The following is a 16,912-nucleotide window of genomic DNA, read 5'->3' as shown; positions in this document are numbered from 1 at the left end:
CCAAAGGGTTACGCGGGGTACAAGGTTTTTTGAAAAAGTTTTTCAGAGCCCCAACGGAGCCTGTGCCTACGTTCTGGAGGGCCGATGCCCGGGCAGGGGTGGGGCTTTCGATTGGTAGGTATGCCCGGTAGGCGTGCTGACTTCGAGCGTGTGATTGCCCTGTCCGTCCCTGTTCACGGTTTTGTTGTTCCAGCCGGGGTTTTCTTTGGTGTGGTTGCAGGCTTCGCAGAGCCCTGCACCGTTCTCCACAGTGGTGGTCCCGCCGGAGCGCCACGGAAGCACATGGTCGATATGCCGGATGGGCGCGTCGCAGTACGGGGTGCGGCAGGTATCGTCACGGATTTCGATGAAGCGCCGGAGCCTTGTGGGGAACAGCCGTGCTTTGGAGTCCATGGTCAGGAGTTCTCCTGAGGCCGGCGCGGTGTAAAGCCGACGAAGCCAAACAGTGAGCTCCTGATCCTGCACCGCCGGCCCTGGGCTCACTGCCGGTGCTGGGCTCACTGCCTGCCCCAATCCGAGGAGCTCCCTTCCCCATTCGGCCGGGACGATTCCGTAACCCTTCAGCCGGGCCGGTTCACTGTACCCCTGAAAAAGAGTGCGGTCGGTCATCACCAAATCCAGGTTGATCCCAGAAAACCCGCCAGGGGTCCCCGTGATGTGTTCGACGAGGGTGTCGGCCATGACCTGGCCTCGGGTGCCGGCGTCACCGCTGGCGCGGGCCGAATCAGCTGCCCGGGTCAGGGCTGCGTAGGCGGCCACTCCCTGGGCAACGGGAAGCAGCGCGGTCAGGTAGGTCATGGTGTCCGGCGCCGGACGCAGGCTGACCGTCCGTTCAGCGGCGGCGCGACTGGCACGCCTCGCTACCGACCGCGGATCCCGCCGGCAAGCGGCAGCCTTCGCAGCGGCAATGATCGCTTTGTCGCCCTTGCCGGCAAAGGTTCCGGTGTCCGCGGCGAGTTCCTCGTCCACCGCGCAGCGGTCCTCAACCGACAGGCAGGCTGTTTCCCTTACGAGCAGCGTGGCCCGCCATTCGTTCAACTGCCCGGATTGCAGTGCGGCCAGGGTGCGTGGCATCTCCGTCACCAGTGCCTTCGCCAGTCCGAGTAGCCGGGATCCACGGTTGGGTGATTCCAGCCTTGCGAGTGCGATCTGGGCGCCCACGCCTTGGCCGCGTTCGGACGCAGGAACACCGGCTTCGGCTTGTTCGGCGCGTTGGGCAAGGTCAAAGGCCACGGCAACCCGCGCCTGCAAACCGGAGATCGCGGACTTCATCTCCTCCAGTACACGCAGCTGCTCGATCAAGTCAGTGCTGACGGGGCCGGCCGGAACCTTGCTGGCCGGAACGGGGCCGAGCTGAAGAGCGCTTGCCGGCAAGCCACGAGACGAGGCAGCAACAAGCGCATCCGCCACTACTGCTTGCCTCTCCCGATTCCGCTCCATGTCCATACTCTGGCAGGAGGCACCGACATTATTAGACGCCCCTCAAGGAACTACTCCGGCTCGCCTGTTGGGGCTTCATATCCTTCGGGGATCGCTGGTACTCCAGCATCCAGAGCACCTGTATATACCCGCGCAGAGACCAGGCGTCCGCCGCCACCTTCACCGTCGCCGCCACCACCGAACCTCACGTGCAGCCGGCTTGCGGTGGTGGCCGGCAACTGGTGGATACGACGGTTGCCAACAGTCATCCCGCCTGCAAGGTCCACGCCATCGGCAGCCACCACGTGCCGGCGGATCCGCTGCCCCGAGCTCAGGTCCTCCACCAGCTCCAGGTGATTGAACGTGACGGAAGCCGGAAAACTGAGGGTCGCTCCGCCGTCGTGGTTTTCAACCGACGCTTCCACCACCCCGGAGAGTCGACGATCCAATTCCCGCTTCCACTCCCTGAGCCTCGCGGAATCCTCGTCAGGAAGGCGTCCGCGACTATCGGGAGGCAGGTTCAGCAGGAGATTCGCGCCCATTCCCACCGATTGGTAGTAAATGGCGAGCAGGTGCTCCACGGATTTTGGCTGGTCGTCCGGATGCCAGAACCAGCCTCGGCGGATGGAGACATCGCATTCCGGCGGCAAGTAGTGTTCGGCCGGCAGCCCTGAGCTGGTCTCGGTGTACTGGGTGTCAGAGGTGCGGTCCACAACATAGTTGACGGGGTCCGACGCCAGTCCATTCTCGTTGCCCACCCAGCGGATGGTGGGTTGGCCCATGTTGAAGATCATCGCCTCAGGCTGGTGTTCCTTAACAACAGCGATGATCCTGCCCCAGTCATACTCGCGACCCACCGAGCCCGCGCCATCGAACCACAATTCCATGAGCGGACCGTAGCCTGTGCAGAGCTCAGTCAGCTGTTGGACGTAAAAATCGTCATAGGCTGCGGGATCGTTGTAGCACTCGGCGTTCCGGTCCCACGGGGATAGGTAGAGCCCCAGCCCTATTCCATGTTCTGCGCAGGCGTCCGCGACTTCGCGGACAACGTCCCCCTGACCGTCGCGCCACGGCGAGGACGCAACGGAATAATCAGTGGTGGCTGTGGGCCAAAGGCAGAACCCGTCATGGTGCTTGGCGGTCAGGACGAGGTACCTCGCACCCGCCTCTTTCGCGGCGCGGACCCAACTGCCGGCGTCGAGTTCTGTCGGGTTGAAAATCGACGCCGGAACGGTGCCGTCGCTCCACTCCTTACCGGCGAAGGTGTTGATGCCGAAGTGGATAAAGACGCCAAATTCGAGCTGCTGCCAGCGGACTTGGGCCGGGGTGGGCACAAGGTGAGTCACTGCGTGGGTTCCTGTCCGTGGATCAACCATTGGGCCGCGCGGATAATGGCTCCGTCTCCGCGCTCTGTCCGGAGGCCGGCAATATCCGAGCGTGTGACAGCTGCCCCCTCGAAGAGGCTCACGATCGCAGCAGCAACGCCGGCGAGTTCCGGCTCCGACAACTCTGGCCTGCCGCGCCGCACCACGCTGCTGACGTGAGCTGCATACTGCCCATAAAAGCTCATTAGCGCAGCCGCCGCTTGCTGGTCTGCTGAGGCCAGGGCCCAGATCTCCAGGTGCATCTTCACGTCTTCAAGCGCTGAGTGTTCGTGCAGCAGCGCCGTCAAGAGTCGATGGGAATCCTCCCGGGTCAGACTTCCGGCCGCATCGGCACCAAGGTCCAGCCCGGCCTCTTCCGAAAGCCTCTGCAGTGAGCGTTCAAGGCTTCGCTCAAGGACAGCGCGGATCAGGTCCGCCCGCGTAGGAAAGTAGTGCTGCAGGTGTCCGATGCGCACTCCGGCCGCGGCGGCGAAGTCCCGCATGGCAGCATTGGCGTTGCCCTTGGTGACCAGAACTTGTTGAGCAGCGTCAAGGAGCGCCGCCTTCCGCAGGGCGCCCTTGCTTTCGGTCATGACCTCAATATTGTCACACCGTGGGATTCAAGTTCCGCCAGACGGGATGCTGGATCCGGTGCGGATTCGGGGAAGGTAACACCGGGCCCGGCGCCCTCCGCGAGAACACTGCGCAGCCCCAGCAAACCGCCCAAAGCGGTGAGGTGCGCCTGCCCTTGCGGATCGGAAATGACGGCAGTTCGCGTTCCGGCCGGACCTTTCACATCGATGCGGATATGTGCCGTGCCACCTGAGCCGGGCGAGTAGAGGAAGGACCTTCGCAGCGGCGCCCACCGTGCCCCGCTACCCCAGCGGAAGAGTCCCACCGCACGTGCGGCGAGCAACGCCGTGGTGGACGCGTTGGAACTGAAGCCGATCCGGGTGGACACCGATCCGGCGCCAAGGGTGAGCGGCAATGTGAACTGTTCAGGTGTGTCGAGCCGCGCCACTTTGGTGCGGTGCCCGGCAATGTCCACCCAGCGCGCGTCAGTCAGGGGGCGTACGACGGCGGCCTGACCGCCTTTGCGTACTTCGAAGTCCAGTCCCAGCCGGTCCATGAAGTCCACTGAATCGACTCCGGCCTTGTCATTGATGTCGTAACGGATGGCGACGTCGATCTGGTCCCCGCCGCCTGCATCGTGGGCCAAAGCTGTTGCGACGATGTTGGTGACCCCGCCCATCCAGCCTGAGCTCAGCAAGACAGGAGCGGTTGGCTGCAGCAGGGTTGCCAGAGTGAGTGCCCTGGTGACGCGGCTGGTCCAACGGGTGACGTCGACGTACGGAATTCCGGCGGAGACGGCTGCGCGAAGCACCCTGTCATGGGGATCGTTGACGGTGCTGATGACCGCCCTGATCTTGGCGGCGAATGGCTCGGTTTGGTTGAGGTCCCATTTCTGCACTGTCACTTTTTGTTGCTCACCGGGAACGTTGCTGCTGATCAAATGACTGCCGCGCTCCGGGTTCCGGCCGGTGAGGAGCAAGGGCCATTCGGCTGCGGCGAGTCGGGTCAGCGCTGTGCCGACGGTGCCGTAACCGCCGACGATCAGCACGGGACCGGTGGTATCGAGTTCAAGGAAATCAGTCATGAGCTTGATTCTAGGTCATATGACCTAAAATCAAACTACTCATCCCAGCAGCGGTCGGAGCTCGGCATACGCCCACCGCGGTCCATTTGTCCGCGTTGCAGCAAAGGCAGCCCTGTGGCTGACTGGAAACCGGGAGTAGGCTGCACTTATCTGCCGGAGCAATACCCTGAGTACGCAAAGGAGAGATCGTGACACTTCCTCCCACCCACGAGCCCGAGCCATTCCCTCCGGATCCCGGACCCGTGCCGCCACCGCCGGATCCCACCACCCCCTTTCCACCCAGCCCCATTCCGGACCCGAACCCAACCCCTGGTCCATTGCCGGTTCCCGATCCCGGGCCCGTTCCACCGCACCCCGATCCGACTCACTAGGCGGGCCAATCCGGCGCAGGACGTCTCCACTCCAGGGCAATAGTCAGTAGGCTTATGTTTGATCACGTCGGCTAACCGATGCGAACGAACAGGAGCTCATCATGACGGCACCCGAGGAAACAGCACCCGTTTCCGTGCGCAAGCCATCCAAACCCGACCTCTGGAAAGACTCATTGGGCCGGACGGCCACCCGGGCGTCCCAGATATTGCTCATTCTGGCCCTGACAGTGGTGGCGATTTTTGGGCTGCTCCAAATCCGCTTGCTCGTCATCCCGGTGCTCATCGCCCTGATTCTGGCCGCGGCCATCGGCCCCTTCGTGAATATGCTGCGACGCCGCGGATGGCGTGGAGGACTGGCCACTGGAGTCGCCTTCCTGGGCTTGTTGATAGTGCTCGGCGGGGTCATCACTGTCATTGTGATGTCAGTCCGAAGCCAATGGGACGAACTGATCAGTCAGGCAGCAGCCGGTTTGGACGAACTGGAGAACTTCCTGCTGACCGGACCGTTTCCCATTGACCGGGAGCAACTGAACCAGGCACGGGAAGCCGTAGTGGAGTTCGCGCAGAGCAGCCAGGTACGCTCCGGTGCAGTGACCGGACTGTCGGTAGTCACCGAATTCCTGGCCGGCGCCAGCCTGGTGGTAGTGATCCTGTTCTTCTTCCTCAAGGACGGCGCCAAAATCTGGGAATTCTTCCTGAGGCCCTTCAAAGGCAGGCGCGAAGCCAAGCTTCGCCGCGTCGGCAAGCGGACCATGGAGGTCCTGGGTGGCTACGTCCGGGGAACGGCGATCGTCGCGTTGGTGGACACCGTGGCCATCGGCGCTGCCTTGCTCATCATGCAGGTTCCGCTCGCCATCCCTTTGGCCATCATCGTGTTCATCGGCGCATTCATCCCCTTGGTGGGTGCCACAGTGGCCGGAATCCTGGCTGCTTTGGTGGCACTCGTGGCCAACGGTCCCATCGTGGCATTGATCGTGATCATCGTAGTGATCGCCGTCAACCAGCTCGAAGGCGACCTCCTCCAGCCGGTGGTCATGGGCAAGTCCCTGGAGCTCCACGCACTGGTCATCCTGATGGCCCTGACGGCAGGCACCATCCTTGCGGGCATCATCGGCGCCGTCCTGGCGGTACCCATCGCGGCGGTCACGTGGGCCATCATCCAAGTGTGGACGGCAGAAGATCCGGACCTGGAACCCATGAATCCGGATCTCCCGCCAGCCAACAGCCAACCGGCCTAGCGGGCGAATTCCTTAGCCCAGTGCCTTCTTAATGAGCTCGACGATTCTTGCCTCAGTCTGAGGCGTGATCTCGGTGAGCGCGAAGGACGTGGGCCACATGGCGCCGTCATCCAGCCGGGCGGTCTCTTCGAAGCCGAGCGTGGCGTACCTCGCCTTGAACTTGTGGGAGCTCTGGAAGAAGACGATGTTCTTCCCGTCCCTGGCGTAGGCGGGCATACCGTACCAGGTTTTGGGGGTGAGCTCCGGGGCGTGCTCCTTGACGATCGCGTGGATTCGCTCGGCAAGAGCCTTATCTGCCTCAGGCATCTCGGCGATCTTGGCCAACACGTCAGCCTCGCCATCTGCCTTGGACGATTTCTTGCGCGGCGCCTTCTTGAGTTCTTGTGCGCGCTCCTTCATTGCTGCGCGCTCTTCTTCAGTGAAACCGTCGTAGGACTTTTCCTTCGTGGCCGACTTTTCCGTGTCCGTCATGGCGTTCTCTCCCCTTGGTCTTAGAGCTGATACCCCTAACGGTAGGGTGCCCATGAATCTGCGGCTTCTCCGAAACTGCTCAATTGGGCTGCGGGAGTCTTGAGGGTTTCCTGAGGAACTGTTGACCGAACACAGGATTGGTTCTTGATCCGGGCCCGGCACAGTAGTTCTTGTCAGCCAGAGAGGCTGAAAAAGAACGGCCGGCCGGACCCGCGGTGGCCTCCCGAAAGGACCATACTCAGATGGCCATCAGCCTCAAGACCACCTCAGGCAAGATCCTCGCTTCCGTCGCACTGGTCGGCACCGCAGCCGCCGTCGCCGGCATGGGCACCTACGGCGCGTTCACCTCCTCCACCTCCGCCTCCCAGGCCGTCACCGCAGGCACCGTCACCATCGCCCTGGGCGCACCCGGCCCCGCGAACACCCTCAACGTCCCCGTCACGGGCCTGCTGCCCGGCGACAAGGTCGAAAAGCTCGTCACCCTGGCCAACACCGGCAACTCGGACCTGAACAACGTCACCCTCACCACCTCCGCCGGCGCCACCGCATCCCTGCTCACCACGGACGCCACCAACGGCCTGCAGCTGACCATCGAAAACTGCTCCGTAGCCTGGACCGGCGCCGCTGCACCCTACAACTGCACCGGAACCAAAACCACCGTCCTGGCCTCCGGACCGGTCATCGCAGCGAACAAGGCCCTGAACAACCTCACCTCCCTGACCTCGGCCAAAACCGACAACCTCAAAGTCACCACCGCGTTCCCCACCACCGCGAACAACGACTTCCAAGGCGCCGCATCCACCATCGCCTTCGCCTTCACCGGCACCCAACGCACCGAAACCACCAAGTAAGCACTGCCCCAGAAACAACAACAGCCCCGCCGGGCCTGATCGGTTTCCTTTCCCCCCAGCCCGATCAGGCCCGGCGAGAACACCACCGGCGAGAAAACCACCAACGGCCAAGAAGGAGAACAATCACCATGACACCGCGGAACAGTTTCCTGCGCGCCTTGGTGATCGTCGCCGTCGTCGTCTTCGGCCTGATCGTCGCACCAACAGCCGCGGTGGCCGCCTTCACGGACATCGAACAAGCCACTCCGCAGTTCTCAGCCGCAAGTATCCCGGCCCCGGCCACCGCCAGCGTGACCATGAAGTGCACCCTTGGACTCCACACTGTGGTGACGGTGAATTCCTATGGACCAGTGGCGAACGCCAACTACTACGAGGTTAAGATCTTCGACCGCCTCGGCAACCTCGAGTTCACCGGCGACCTCAGCCAAGCGGCAGGTAGAACGTATAGCTCGGGCATCGAGATCATTGGCACGTGGAGCTACGAAGTCCGTGGTTACTACAAGGTTCCGGGCTCCACTAACTTCTGGACAGGGAAGCCCCTCAAGGGCACCATGACCTGCTGAACGGGTCACCTCAAACTCCAATGGCCCCGACACGCTTGAGCAGATGGCGTATCGGGGCCATTGGCCTGTTTAAGAGGGCTTAGGAGAAGCGCCCCGGGCGGAACGTGGCCAGCATGGGGTGCTCTTCGCCGCTCAGGATCTCACCGGACAGCAACTCCCCCGCGATGAGGCCCAGCGTGGCGCCCGAGTGCGTGAAGGCCACGAAGCAACCCGGCACTTGACCGAGTTCACCGAAGACCGGTTCGCCGTCGCCGGGGATGGGCTTGTAACCGATCTTCCAGGACGCCGGCTTGAGCTCGGGATTGCCCGCGATAAGTTTGGAGGACTCGTCAGCCAGCTGCTGGACGACGTCATCCGGGATGGTGAAGGAACCGTCGGCGTGCTCCGTAATGTGTTCCTCGTACCAGTCGTGATCCAGGGCGAAAGTGTTGCCGGGGTTCGGGCGAACAGCAGCCCGGGGCGTGTTCATCACCGCGGTGACCTGGTGCTCAACCGGCTTGGTGACCACCAGCATGGAAACCGGAGAACCGTTGGGGATTTCCACGCCCAAAGGCTTCACGACGGCGGGTGTGGCGGCACCGCAGGCAACAAGCACGGCATCAGCGGGGTACGTTTCACCGCCGGCAGTTTCGACGCCGGTGGCCCGGCCGCCGTCGACCATCACGGAGGCCTTGCCGGCGTTAAGGACCAGCTGTCCACCCAAGGCGTGGAATTCCTCCATCAGGAAGTTCACCAAGTCCGGCAGGCTGACCCAGCCTTCGCCGGGGTTGAAGATGGCCTTTTCGGGGACCGCGCCGGCGTCTATACCGGGCGTCACCGAGGCGATCTCTTCAGGGGCCAGCAGCTTGGAGTCGTAGCCAATGGACTTCTCGTAGGCGTGCCGGGCTTCTGTGACCTCGCTCTGCCCGGCGGCGTTCCACATGAGGCCACCCCCGAACTGCAGCCATTCACGGCTGGGGTCAGCGGCGAAGAGCGTCCGGTACCGGTCAACGCCTGCCACCCGCAGCTGGTGATACGGCGTGGAGCGTTCGCCCGCCGAGTTGAGCCAGGACAGCGAGCGGCCGGTGGCTTCGCTGGCCAGGCCCTGCTCGGTCAGCAGGGTTACCGAGGCGCCTTGGCGGAGAAGGTGGACGGCGGTGGATACGCCCAGGATGCCGCCTCCGATGACGGCAACGTGCTTGGTGGAGGACATGCGTGATCTCTCTTTCGGGTTCTGAATTCTGAAACGCGTCTGTGTTCTGAATGCTGATAAGTGCTTAGGCGAACGCGTGAATGTTTTCGATGATCCTGAGGGTTTCCAGCGCCTCCGCCGGCTGCACGGGAAGCGGGCCGCGCCCACGGAGCGAGGCTGCGAGCTCTCTGTAGAACTGTGGATAGTCGCCCTTTTCCGCCGGGACCGGCGTGGCTGATCCGTCCACTCCCAGAAGCCCCCAAGACTCCTGGGGTTCTGTGCCATATGTGGCGTCCGACGGCGTAATGCCGGCTGCGAGGGCCGGTTCCTGGCCGTCGAGTCCCCACTTGGTGTAGCCGGCTTTGGAGCCGAGGACGTGGAAGCGCGGGCCCACTTGGGCGGCCATTCCGTTCATCCACAGCCGCGTCCGGACACCTGACTCATGACGCAGCGACACGAAAGCTTCGGTGTCGGCAGCCTCCGTGTGCGGGCCGTGGTTGGCGGTCTCGCCGTAGCTCTCCTCCACAGGGCCGAACAGCTGGATGGCTTGGTCGATCAGGTGGGCGCCGAGATCATGGAGGATGCCGCCACCTTCGGCCAACGTGGCCGAATCGCGCCAGTTGCCGAAGCCTTCCGGCCGCCACCATTCAAAGCGCGACTCGAACGTCCGCACCTCGCCCAAGGTGCCGTCCTGCAGCAGTTTGCGCAGCGTCAGGAAGTCGGCGTCCCACCGGCGGTTTTGGAAGACCGTGAGCTGCACGCCGGCGTCGGACGCGCGCCCGGCAAGCTCCGCACCGTGGGCGACGGTAGTGACGAAAGGCTTGTCCACCACAACGTTGAGTCCGTGGGCGATGGCCGTGGCACCGAGCTCAAGGTGCGTGAGCGGCGGTGTCCCAAGCACCACGAGGTCCAAGTCGCCGGCCAGGGCGAACATGTCCTCCGGAGTGGGGACAATCCTTGCCTGTGGGTAGAGCCGCCCGGCCTCGGCCATGCGATGCGGATCTGCGGTCACGATGACGTCCAAGGAATAGTCCGGGTCCGCTTCGATCAACGGCGCATGGAACACCTTGCCCGACACGCCAAACCCGACGACGGCGGTCCGGATGGGTGCCGCTGTTGCCATGCCCGGCAGAGGGGTCCCGCCCATCACAGCACTTCCGAAAGAAAGCGCTGCAGGCGTTCGCTGCGTGGGTTGTCGAAGAGCTCAGTGGGAGTTCCGATTTCCACTACTTCGCCCTCATCCATGAAGACCACTTGGTCCGCCACCTTGCGGGCAAAGCCCATCTCATGGGTGACAACCAGCATGGTCATGCCGCGGCGACCGAGGCCGGCCATGAGGTTGAGGACACCCTTGACGAGCTCGGGGTCCAGGGCGCTGGTGGCTTCGTCGAAGAGCATGACCTCGGGCTCCATGGCGAGTGCCCGGGCGATGGCGACGCGTTGCTGCTGTCCGCCGGAGAGGTCTCGGGGACGGTGGTCGGCGCGTTCGGCCAGGCCGACTTCGGCCAGGCGGCGCTGGGCGCGTTCCCGGGCCTCGGACTTGGACATCCCTTTAACGCTCCACAGGGCAAGTGCCACGTTTTCCAGGGCGGTGTGGTCCGGGAAGAGGTTGAAGTGCTGGAACACCATGCCGATTCGTGCCCGGAGGATGTCCGGCTTGACCTTGAGGGCACTTTCACCGGCCAGCAGCACGTCGCCGCTCTTGGGTTCGTGCAGGCGGTTGACGCCGCGCAGCAGCGTGGACTTGCCTGAGCCGGAGGGGCCGATGATGCAGGTGGTGGTCCCCGGGGCCACATTGAGGCTGACGTTGCGGAGCACTTCAACGTCCCCGTAGGCCATGGTCAGGTTCTGCAGTTCCAAGCTGGAGCCGTGGAACTTTTCAATGTCACTGCTTGGCTGGTTGGTGCTGGTAGCGCTGCTGCTGCTTGTGAGGTTCACGTGTTGCTCCCGGTGATGAGCGGCGAAGCCGCATCGAGTTCCTTGACTTCCTTCAACCCACTGGTGGGTGCCGTGGGACGGCGGCGTCCGGTGCGGAACTTGTTGTCGAAGTAGTTGACCAGGTGGGTCAGGGGCACCGTGATGATCAGGTAGAAGATGCCAGCCATGACCAGCGGTGAGAGGTTGCCGGACAGTACTGCGGCGTCCTGGCCCACCCGGAACAGTTCACGCTCGCTGACCAGGAGTCCAAGGAAGTAGACCAGCGATGAGTCTTTGACGATTGCAATGAACTGATTTACCAAGGCGGGCAGAACCCTGCGAATACCTTGCGGCACCACCACCAGGGCCATGGACTTGGAGTAGCTCATTCCCAAAGCGCGGCAGGCCTCCCCCTGCCCCTTGTCCACGCTCTGGATGCCGGCCCGGAAGATCTCTCCGATGTAAGCGCTGGCGATGAGGCTCAGGGCTATGATTCCCAGCGGGTAAGGCGAGGGGCCGAAGACCGACTGGCTCAACCGCGCAAAACCCTGGCCGATCAGCAAGATGGTGAGGATAGCGGGCAGGCCACGGAAGAGGTCCGTGTAGATCCTTGCCGGGATGCGCAGCCACTTGGACCGCGAGATCCCCATGACCGCCACCACCATGCCCATCACTACGCCGAGGATGGTTGCTGCGATGGAGATGATCAGGGTGTTGAGGAGGCCAACTCCGAGGAGCTGGGGCAGTACTTCGACCATGGCGTCAAAGTCGAAGAACGTGCGGCTGATGGTATTGAGCCAATCCATTGAATGCTCTCAGACGTTAGGTGTTCGGGTGGCTTACTTGCTGGCTGTCGGGGAAGGGCTGGAGGTCTGCTCGGCCTTGGGGAGGTACTGCTCCGGCATCGGCGAACCCGGGAACCACTTTTCGTAGAGTTTCTTCCACGTGCCGTCTTCCATTGCTTCGGCCAGGCCCTTGTTCAGGGCTTCCTTGAAAGCGGGCTTGTCCTTGGCTATTGCGAAGCCCGCCGGTGCGTCGAAGGACGGGATGTCCGCGGCGCTGACCAGTCCGAACTGCTCCTGGTATTCCTTGGCTGCCTCGTAGTCCAGGAAGTGGGCGTCCACGGAACCGCTGTTGACTGCAGAGATGGCGGTGTTGTTGTCCGGGAAGCGGACCAGCTGCGCTGACGTGAAGTTCTTGACTGCGTAGGCTTCCTGCAAGGTGCCTTGGACCACGCCCAGGCGCTTGCCGTTGAGGCCATCGGCGTCGTTGATGCCTGAGGTCTTGGTGGTGATAACTGTCAGGTATCCGGCGAGATAGCCGTCGGAGAAGTCCACGGTTTCCTTGCGCTTGTCCGTGATGCCGATGGCTGCAACGCCGACGTCGAATTGACCATTGGCCACGGCTGCCAGGAGCCCGGAGAAGTCCTGTCCGGTGAAGACAACATTGTCTATGCCGGCGCGGTGGGCCACGTCCTTGAACAGTTCCACGTCAAAGCCGGTGAAGTTACCTGAGCTGTCCGTGAAGGTGTAGGGCTTGGAGTCGCCAAGGCTGGCGACGCGGATGGTGCCGGGCTCGATCAGGCCGTAAGGGTTTTCGGCGGATGGCGAGGAGCTGGCGGTAGATCCGCCGCAACCCGAGAGGGCGAGGATGGCCGCCAAGGCTGCTGCTGCGAGCGCTGCCGGGCGGAAGTTCAGTTTGATCACAGCGTTGTCCAATCGTGGGAGGGAAAGCGGTGCTGTTAGGAGCCGCTGAAAGGTATTACTCGATGCCGGGTCTTGTTGAGTCCGGTCTCAGCCCCTAGGATTGAGACCGGACTCACATCGATTGATAGAAATGTAGCGGAACTCACAAAGCCGCGTCAACACCCCTTCTGAAAGGTGAACATGAGCACTGAAGGATCCCGACGGCGGGACGTAACGGTTGCAGACGTCGCCAAAGCCGCGAAAGTATCCAAAGCGCAGGCGGCGCGGGCATTGGGTAACTACGGGGCCGTGAGCGATGGCGTCCGTGAGCGCGTTCTCGCCGCAGCCGAGGAGCTTGAGTACCGGCCCAACGAACTCGCGCGCAGCATGAACACCGGCAAATCAAACACCATTGGCGTGGTGGTGGGCGATATTGAAAACCCCCACTTCGGCCTTGCCATGAGGGGCATCACGGACACCGCCAAGAAAAGCGGCTACAACGTCATCCTCATCAACACGGACGAGGAACGGGCAGCCGAAGTGGATGCCGTCCGCGTGCTGCTGGACAAGCGCGTGGACGGGCTCATCGTGGCTCCTGCATCGTCCGTGGAAACCTCGCACCTGCAGCAGGTCCGTGAGTCCGGGCGGCCCTTGGTCCTGCTGGATCGCGCTGCCGCAGGAGTTGACGTTGAGACCTTTGCCGTGGACATGGGAAGCATTTCCTACGAGTCCACCCAGCACTTGATCCAAGCCGGGCACCGGCGGATCGCCTTTGTTTCCACAGTGCGCACCGACGCTCCCTATGTTCCCGGGATGACCTTGGACTCTTCGCAGATCTCAGACCGCTTGGACGGAATCCGCCGGGCCTTCGATGAGGCGGGCCTTCCGCATCCCACGGATCTCATCCGACTCAATGCAGGCGACGCCGATTCCATCATTCGGATCACGCGGGACCTGCTGAGCGGACCGGACGCCGCCACGGCCATCATCGCCTCCGACGGCTTGATCGCCTTGAGCGTGGTGGAAGCCATCCAGGAAGCCGGGCTCTCAATCCCCGGCGACGTCTCGTTCCTCATGTACGACGATTTCGCATGGACCCGCCTCACCACTCCCCCGCTCACCGTCATCGCACAGCCCGTGTACGACATGGGAATTGCCGCGGCCTCTGCGCTAATCAGGCAGATCGAGGGCAGGAAGGCGGCTGGACCCGGCCCGGAGTTGGCGGCGACATTGATCCAGCGGGGGTCCGTCGGGGCCCCCGGTATCGGCGCCGAGATCGCCGGAATCCTGCCGGATCGCTGGTAGCTTCCGGGTGGTTTCGACGTTTTCCCGCGAACTCGCTAGGGGTGCACACCCGACCGTTCCCGCCCGGTTAACCTCCGCGCCATCCCGCTTCCCTACTGTGATCCCGCTTGGGGGATCGGAATCAATAGAGGGAAAGCGCCATGTGTACCGCAGAAGAAAACACCACCACCCACAGCCGAAGCGTGGAGCTGGTCGACGCTGAGCTGAAGACGATGGGGCTGAGCCGCCGGCGCATTCTTCAGTCGGCCGGCATCCTGGCCGCCGGCACAGCCGCCTCGGCAGCGATGGCCCGGCCTGCGATGGCGAACCCGGGCGGGAACGACCCCCAGCTGAAGTGGCTTGTGGGAGACCATCACGTTCACACCCAGTACAGCCACGACGCAAAGTACTTGATCAAGCAGCAGCTCGACGCCGCACAGTCCTACGGCGTGGACTGGCTGGCACTGACCGAGCACAGCAACTTTGGTCACGCCAACAATGGCGGGGCGGTCAATGCCAACAAGGAAATCCAGGCGCAGCGTTCCGCACGCCCTGAGCTGCTGATCTTCCAGGGACTCGAGTGGTACATCCCGGGAGCTGAGCACGCGTCGGTACTCGTCGCCCCCGGTCCCAACGAAGTGAACCTTCTGCGGACCTTCGAACTGGTGTGGGACGGAAAGCTGAACCAATGGGAGAAGCCAGCCCCTGGAACGGCCCAAGTGGAGACTTTCGAGCGAAAAGCAGTCGAAGCCATCGCATGGTTGGCCAACCAGCGTCGCTCCGGTTACATCGACGACGTCGTGGCCCTGGCAAACCACCCCATGCGTCTGGGCATCGATTCCCCGCACGAACTCCGGGCATGGCGTGACGCCGCCCGTGAGGTGATGATCGGCATGGAAGGTGCGCCCGGCGCGCAAGGCTCAGGCGTCAGCCAGTTCTCCAGGGCAGGCGACCAGCGCGGCGAATACACCAACAACCCCACCCAGTACAGCTTCCCCGGCTACCCGGCGGACGCCTTCAGGCCCTACGGCGGTTTCGACTGGGCCACCGCAACCGTGGGCGGCGTATGGGATTCCATGCTCGCCGAAGGCCTGCCGTTCTGGATCACGTCCAACTCAGACAACCACCTCACGGTCAAGGACACCTGGAAAACCGGCCCCTACCCGGCCGAGGAGCCCTACCTCAGCCTGCCTAACGAATTCGATCGCTGGTCTGTCACCGGCAAGCGTCCCGATCCTTTTGATGCCGGCGAAAAGCAGGGCGGCAGCGACTACTGGCCGGGTCAGTTCAGCCGCCTCCACACCGGCGTCACCAAGCACTCCTACACCGGCGTCCTGGACGCAATGCGCAATGGCCGCATGTGGGTGGACCACGGACACCTCCTTCAAGGACTCGACGTCCGGGTCCGCGAGGTACGCGGCAACGGCGGTAACGGTAACGGACGCAACGGCGTCACCCTCGGTTCCCGACTCCAGGTAAAGCGAGGTGCCGACGTCGAAATTTCCATCACCATTACGACGACGGACTACCGCAACTTCGCGGGGATCCTCCCGAATCTCGCCCACGTGGACGTCATCGGCGGTGCAGTTACGGGTGCAGCTGCCGATCGCGACACCTTGAAGGCTCCGGGAACCACTGTGTGGAATCAGATCGATGTGTCGGGCCGCGCCGGAACGTTCACCATCAAGCACGTCATCAAGGACGTGCAGGCATCTTGCTACTTCCGCCTCCGCGGCAGCGACGGCAACCGCCACGGCGCAGGCTATTACGGCGCATCCGTGGACCCCGCCGGGCCAATCCGCCACGGAGACAACCTCGGGGACGCTGACCCGTGGACCGATACTTGGTTCTACGCCAACCCGGTGTTCATCGACGTCGCGTAGCTGCTGCCGCCGTCGTTGGTCTTCTTCGCAGGCCCCGGTGAGAGGACAATGGGGTCATGAAGGTTGCCGACGGCGGCCGCTGGGCCTGGCCGCTCTTCCTCGTCCTCGCCTATGGAATTACCTGGGCCGTGCAAATTCCTGCATACCTCTACTTGGTCCCGCGCAACGTCGTTCCTACCAATGAGTCGAATTTCCTCTTGCTGGGGCAGCTGGGTGGCGGCGGAGTGGACGCTGGCGCCGCAGTAGCAGTCCTGCTGCTGTGCTTTTCTTTCGGGCCATCGATAGCAGGCATCATTGTCATCGCACTGGCACGCGGAAGGCCTGGGCTCCGGGAGCTGTTCTCCCGGCTGGCTAAGGCGCGAATCCCCGGGAAATGGATTGCCTTCGTCGTAGTGTTTCCCGCTGCCCTCAGCGTGACTGCGGTGTCCTTGGGCTGGGTGCTCGGAGGAATGCCCGCTATCAATTACAGATTTCTGGTGCCCCTGGCGTTAGCCGTGCCGTTCCTGCTGTTCCTGATAGTTTGCACGGGCTTGGCCGAAGAACTGGGCTGGCGGGGCTTTGCACTGCCTCACTTGCAACGTACGCAGACGGCGGAGAGGGCCAGTTGGATCCTGGGACTGGCGTGGGGTTTATGGCATGTGCCGTCGGTGGTACTGCTGCCCTTGATGACCGGCGCCGCGAACATCTTCCAGGCCGCGTTCTCTGTGGTGGGCCTAACCATCGGTGTGGTGGGATACACCATTGTCCTGACTTGGCTTTACAACAACACCGGCAGTCTCCTCTGGATTGTTGTCCTCCACGGCTACGCCAATGCATGGCAGTCTTACGTGGTCCTGTCTTCCGGAAACTTCACTGCCCAGGTGGTGTACGGGGTCCTTCCTTGGGTCCTCGCCGCTTGGCTGCTGAAAAAGTACGGCACCGAGTCACTCACCAACCGCAAGCCGCGCCCGGATGCCCCGGGTCGGCCCCGCAGCGTCCCGAACACAGGATGATGGATGCTCGCGGCACCGCGCATTACCGGGGCTTACGGTGAGATGC

Annotated in this window: 16 protein-coding genes; 6 read left to right on the top strand and 10 right to left on the bottom strand. The window is 63.1% G+C overall.

Features of this window, described 5'->3' with window-relative positions:
* Positions 1–66 precede the first annotated feature (66 nt).
* From ARUE_RS02880 to ARUE_RS02865, 4 genes are read right to left on the bottom strand one after another with little or no spacing between them, the layout of a single operon-like run.
* Complete coding sequence (locus tag ARUE_RS02880; protein WP_014920672.1) at positions 67–1,446, bottom strand: HNH endonuclease; 1,380 nt, start codon at positions 1,444–1,446, stop codon at positions 67–69.
* 44 nt (positions 1,447–1,490) lie between these two features.
* Positions 1,491–2,765, bottom strand: coding sequence for an alpha-L-fucosidase (locus ARUE_RS02875; RefSeq protein WP_162486107.1), 1,275 nt, complete (start codon positions 2,763–2,765; stop codon positions 1,491–1,493).
* Positions 2,762–3,376, bottom strand: a complete 615-nt coding sequence (locus ARUE_RS02870) for a TetR/AcrR family transcriptional regulator (RefSeq protein ID WP_014920670.1) — start codon at positions 3,374–3,376, stop codon at positions 2,762–2,764. The genes ARUE_RS02875 and ARUE_RS02870 overlap by 4 nt, the downstream gene beginning before the upstream one ends.
* Complete coding sequence (locus tag ARUE_RS02865) at positions 3,373–4,440, bottom strand: saccharopine dehydrogenase family protein (RefSeq protein ID WP_014920669.1); 1,068 nt, start codon at positions 4,438–4,440, stop codon at positions 3,373–3,375. The genes ARUE_RS02870 and ARUE_RS02865 overlap by 4 nt, the downstream gene beginning before the upstream one ends.
* Positions 4,441–4,912: 472 nt before the next feature.
* Between ARUE_RS02865 and ARUE_RS02860 the strand changes: the two genes are divergently transcribed.
* Complete coding sequence (locus ARUE_RS02860; RefSeq protein WP_014920668.1) at positions 4,913–6,049, top strand: AI-2E family transporter; 1,137 nt, start codon at positions 4,913–4,915, stop codon at positions 6,047–6,049.
* 12 nt (positions 6,050–6,061) lie between these two features.
* Here ARUE_RS02860 and ARUE_RS02855 read toward each other — a convergent pair whose 3' ends face one another.
* Entirely contained in the window at positions 6,062–6,520 is a 459-nt protein-coding gene (locus tag ARUE_RS02855; RefSeq protein WP_014920667.1) for an iron chaperone, read from the bottom strand.
* Between the two features lie 242 nt (positions 6,521–6,762).
* On the opposite strand from ARUE_RS02855, the gene ARUE_RS02850 reads away from it, so the two are divergent.
* Positions 6,763–7,371: a TasA family protein gene (locus ARUE_RS02850; RefSeq protein ID WP_014923184.1), complete on the top strand. Its 609-nt coding sequence runs from the start codon at positions 6,763–6,765 to the stop codon at positions 7,369–7,371.
* A 128-nt stretch (positions 7,372–7,499) separates the two neighbouring features.
* A complete protein-coding gene (locus tag ARUE_RS02845) occupies positions 7,500–7,934 on the top strand; it encodes a SipW-dependent-type signal peptide-containing protein (protein ID WP_011773352.1) in 435 nt (144 codons plus the stop codon).
* A 79-nt stretch (positions 7,935–8,013) separates the two neighbouring features.
* Here the strand turns inward: ARUE_RS02845 and ARUE_RS02840 are convergent, their stop codons facing one another.
* The 5 genes from ARUE_RS02840 to ARUE_RS02820 form a co-directional block, all read right to left on the bottom strand.
* The gene (locus tag ARUE_RS02840) at positions 8,014–9,126 is read right to left on the bottom strand and encodes an NAD(P)/FAD-dependent oxidoreductase (protein WP_014920666.1); all 1,113 of its coding nucleotides are present in this window, start codon (positions 9,124–9,126) and stop codon (positions 8,014–8,016) included.
* 64 nt (positions 9,127–9,190) lie between these two features.
* Positions 9,191–10,252, bottom strand: coding sequence for a Gfo/Idh/MocA family protein (locus ARUE_RS02835; RefSeq protein WP_043469726.1), 1,062 nt, complete (start codon positions 10,250–10,252; stop codon positions 9,191–9,193).
* Positions 10,252–11,043, bottom strand: a complete 792-nt coding sequence (locus ARUE_RS02830; protein WP_011773349.1) for an amino acid ABC transporter ATP-binding protein — start codon at positions 11,041–11,043, stop codon at positions 10,252–10,254. The genes ARUE_RS02835 and ARUE_RS02830 overlap by 1 nt, the downstream gene beginning before the upstream one ends.
* Complete coding sequence (locus tag ARUE_RS02825) at positions 11,040–11,828, bottom strand: amino acid ABC transporter permease (RefSeq protein WP_011773348.1); 789 nt, start codon at positions 11,826–11,828, stop codon at positions 11,040–11,042. The genes ARUE_RS02830 and ARUE_RS02825 overlap by 4 nt, the downstream gene beginning before the upstream one ends.
* A gap of 33 nt (positions 11,829–11,861) precedes the next feature.
* Positions 11,862–12,728, bottom strand: a complete 867-nt coding sequence (locus ARUE_RS02820) for an ABC transporter substrate-binding protein (protein ID WP_043469723.1) — start codon at positions 12,726–12,728, stop codon at positions 11,862–11,864.
* A gap of 180 nt (positions 12,729–12,908) precedes the next feature.
* Here ARUE_RS02820 and ARUE_RS02815 point away from each other — a divergent pair, with 180 nt between their 5' ends.
* The 3 genes from ARUE_RS02815 to ARUE_RS02805 all read left to right on the top strand — a co-directional run bounded on the left by ARUE_RS02815 (position 12,909) and on the right by ARUE_RS02805 (position 16,866).
* Entirely contained in the window at positions 12,909–14,012 is a 1,104-nt protein-coding gene (locus ARUE_RS02815) for a LacI family DNA-binding transcriptional regulator (RefSeq protein WP_014920663.1), read from the top strand.
* A gap of 140 nt (positions 14,013–14,152) precedes the next feature.
* A complete protein-coding gene (locus ARUE_RS02810) occupies positions 14,153–15,874 on the top strand; it encodes a PHP domain-containing protein (protein WP_014920662.1) in 1,722 nt (573 codons plus the stop codon).
* 56 nt (positions 15,875–15,930) lie between these two features.
* Positions 15,931–16,866 (top strand): CPBP family intramembrane glutamic endopeptidase, encoded by a 936-nt coding sequence (locus tag ARUE_RS02805; RefSeq protein ID WP_014920661.1) that lies wholly within the window; start codon positions 15,931–15,933, stop codon positions 16,864–16,866.
* Positions 16,867–16,912 lie beyond the last annotated feature (46 nt).

The organism is Arthrobacter sp. Rue61a (genome assembly GCF_000294695.2).
Taxonomy (GTDB): domain Bacteria; phylum Actinomycetota; class Actinomycetes; order Actinomycetales; family Micrococcaceae; genus Arthrobacter; species Arthrobacter aurescens_A.
This window is presented reverse-complemented; position numbering and strand designations above follow the sequence as displayed.

Bases quoted from the DNA above. Each gene is read 5' to 3' on its own strand.
- ARUE_RS02880 (WP_014920672.1), bottom strand. From the start codon at position 1,446: ATGGACATGGAGCGGAATCGGGAGAGGCAAGCAGTAGTGGCGGATGCG.
- ARUE_RS02870 (WP_014920670.1), bottom strand. From the start codon at position 3,376: ATGACCGAAAGCAAGGGCGCCCTGCGGAAGGCGGCGCTCCTTGACGCT.
- ARUE_RS02865 (WP_014920669.1), bottom strand. From the start codon at position 4,440: ATGACTGATTTCCTTGAACTCGATACCACCGGTCCCGTGCTGATCGTC.
- ARUE_RS02860 (WP_014920668.1), top strand. From the start codon at position 4,913: ATGACGGCACCCGAGGAAACAGCACCCGTTTCCGTGCGCAAGCCATCC.
- ARUE_RS02855 (WP_014920667.1), bottom strand. From the start codon at position 6,520: ATGACGGACACGGAAAAGTCGGCCACGAAGGAAAAGTCCTACGACGGT.
- ARUE_RS02850 (WP_014923184.1), top strand. From the start codon at position 6,763: ATGGCCATCAGCCTCAAGACCACCTCAGGCAAGATCCTCGCTTCCGTC.
- ARUE_RS02845 (WP_011773352.1), top strand. From the start codon at position 7,500: ATGACACCGCGGAACAGTTTCCTGCGCGCCTTGGTGATCGTCGCCGTC.
- ARUE_RS02840 (WP_014920666.1), bottom strand. From the start codon at position 9,126: ATGTCCTCCACCAAGCACGTTGCCGTCATCGGAGGCGGCATCCTGGGC.
- ARUE_RS02835 (WP_043469726.1), bottom strand. From the start codon at position 10,252: ATGGGCGGGACCCCTCTGCCGGGCATGGCAACAGCGGCACCCATCCGG.
- ARUE_RS02825 (WP_011773348.1), bottom strand. From the start codon at position 11,828: ATGGATTGGCTCAATACCATCAGCCGCACGTTCTTCGACTTTGACGCC.
- ARUE_RS02815 (WP_014920663.1), top strand. From the start codon at position 12,909: ATGAGCACTGAAGGATCCCGACGGCGGGACGTAACGGTTGCAGACGTC.
- ARUE_RS02810 (WP_014920662.1), top strand. From the start codon at position 14,153: ATGTGTACCGCAGAAGAAAACACCACCACCCACAGCCGAAGCGTGGAG.
- ARUE_RS02805 (WP_014920661.1), top strand. From the start codon at position 15,931: ATGAAGGTTGCCGACGGCGGCCGCTGGGCCTGGCCGCTCTTCCTCGTC.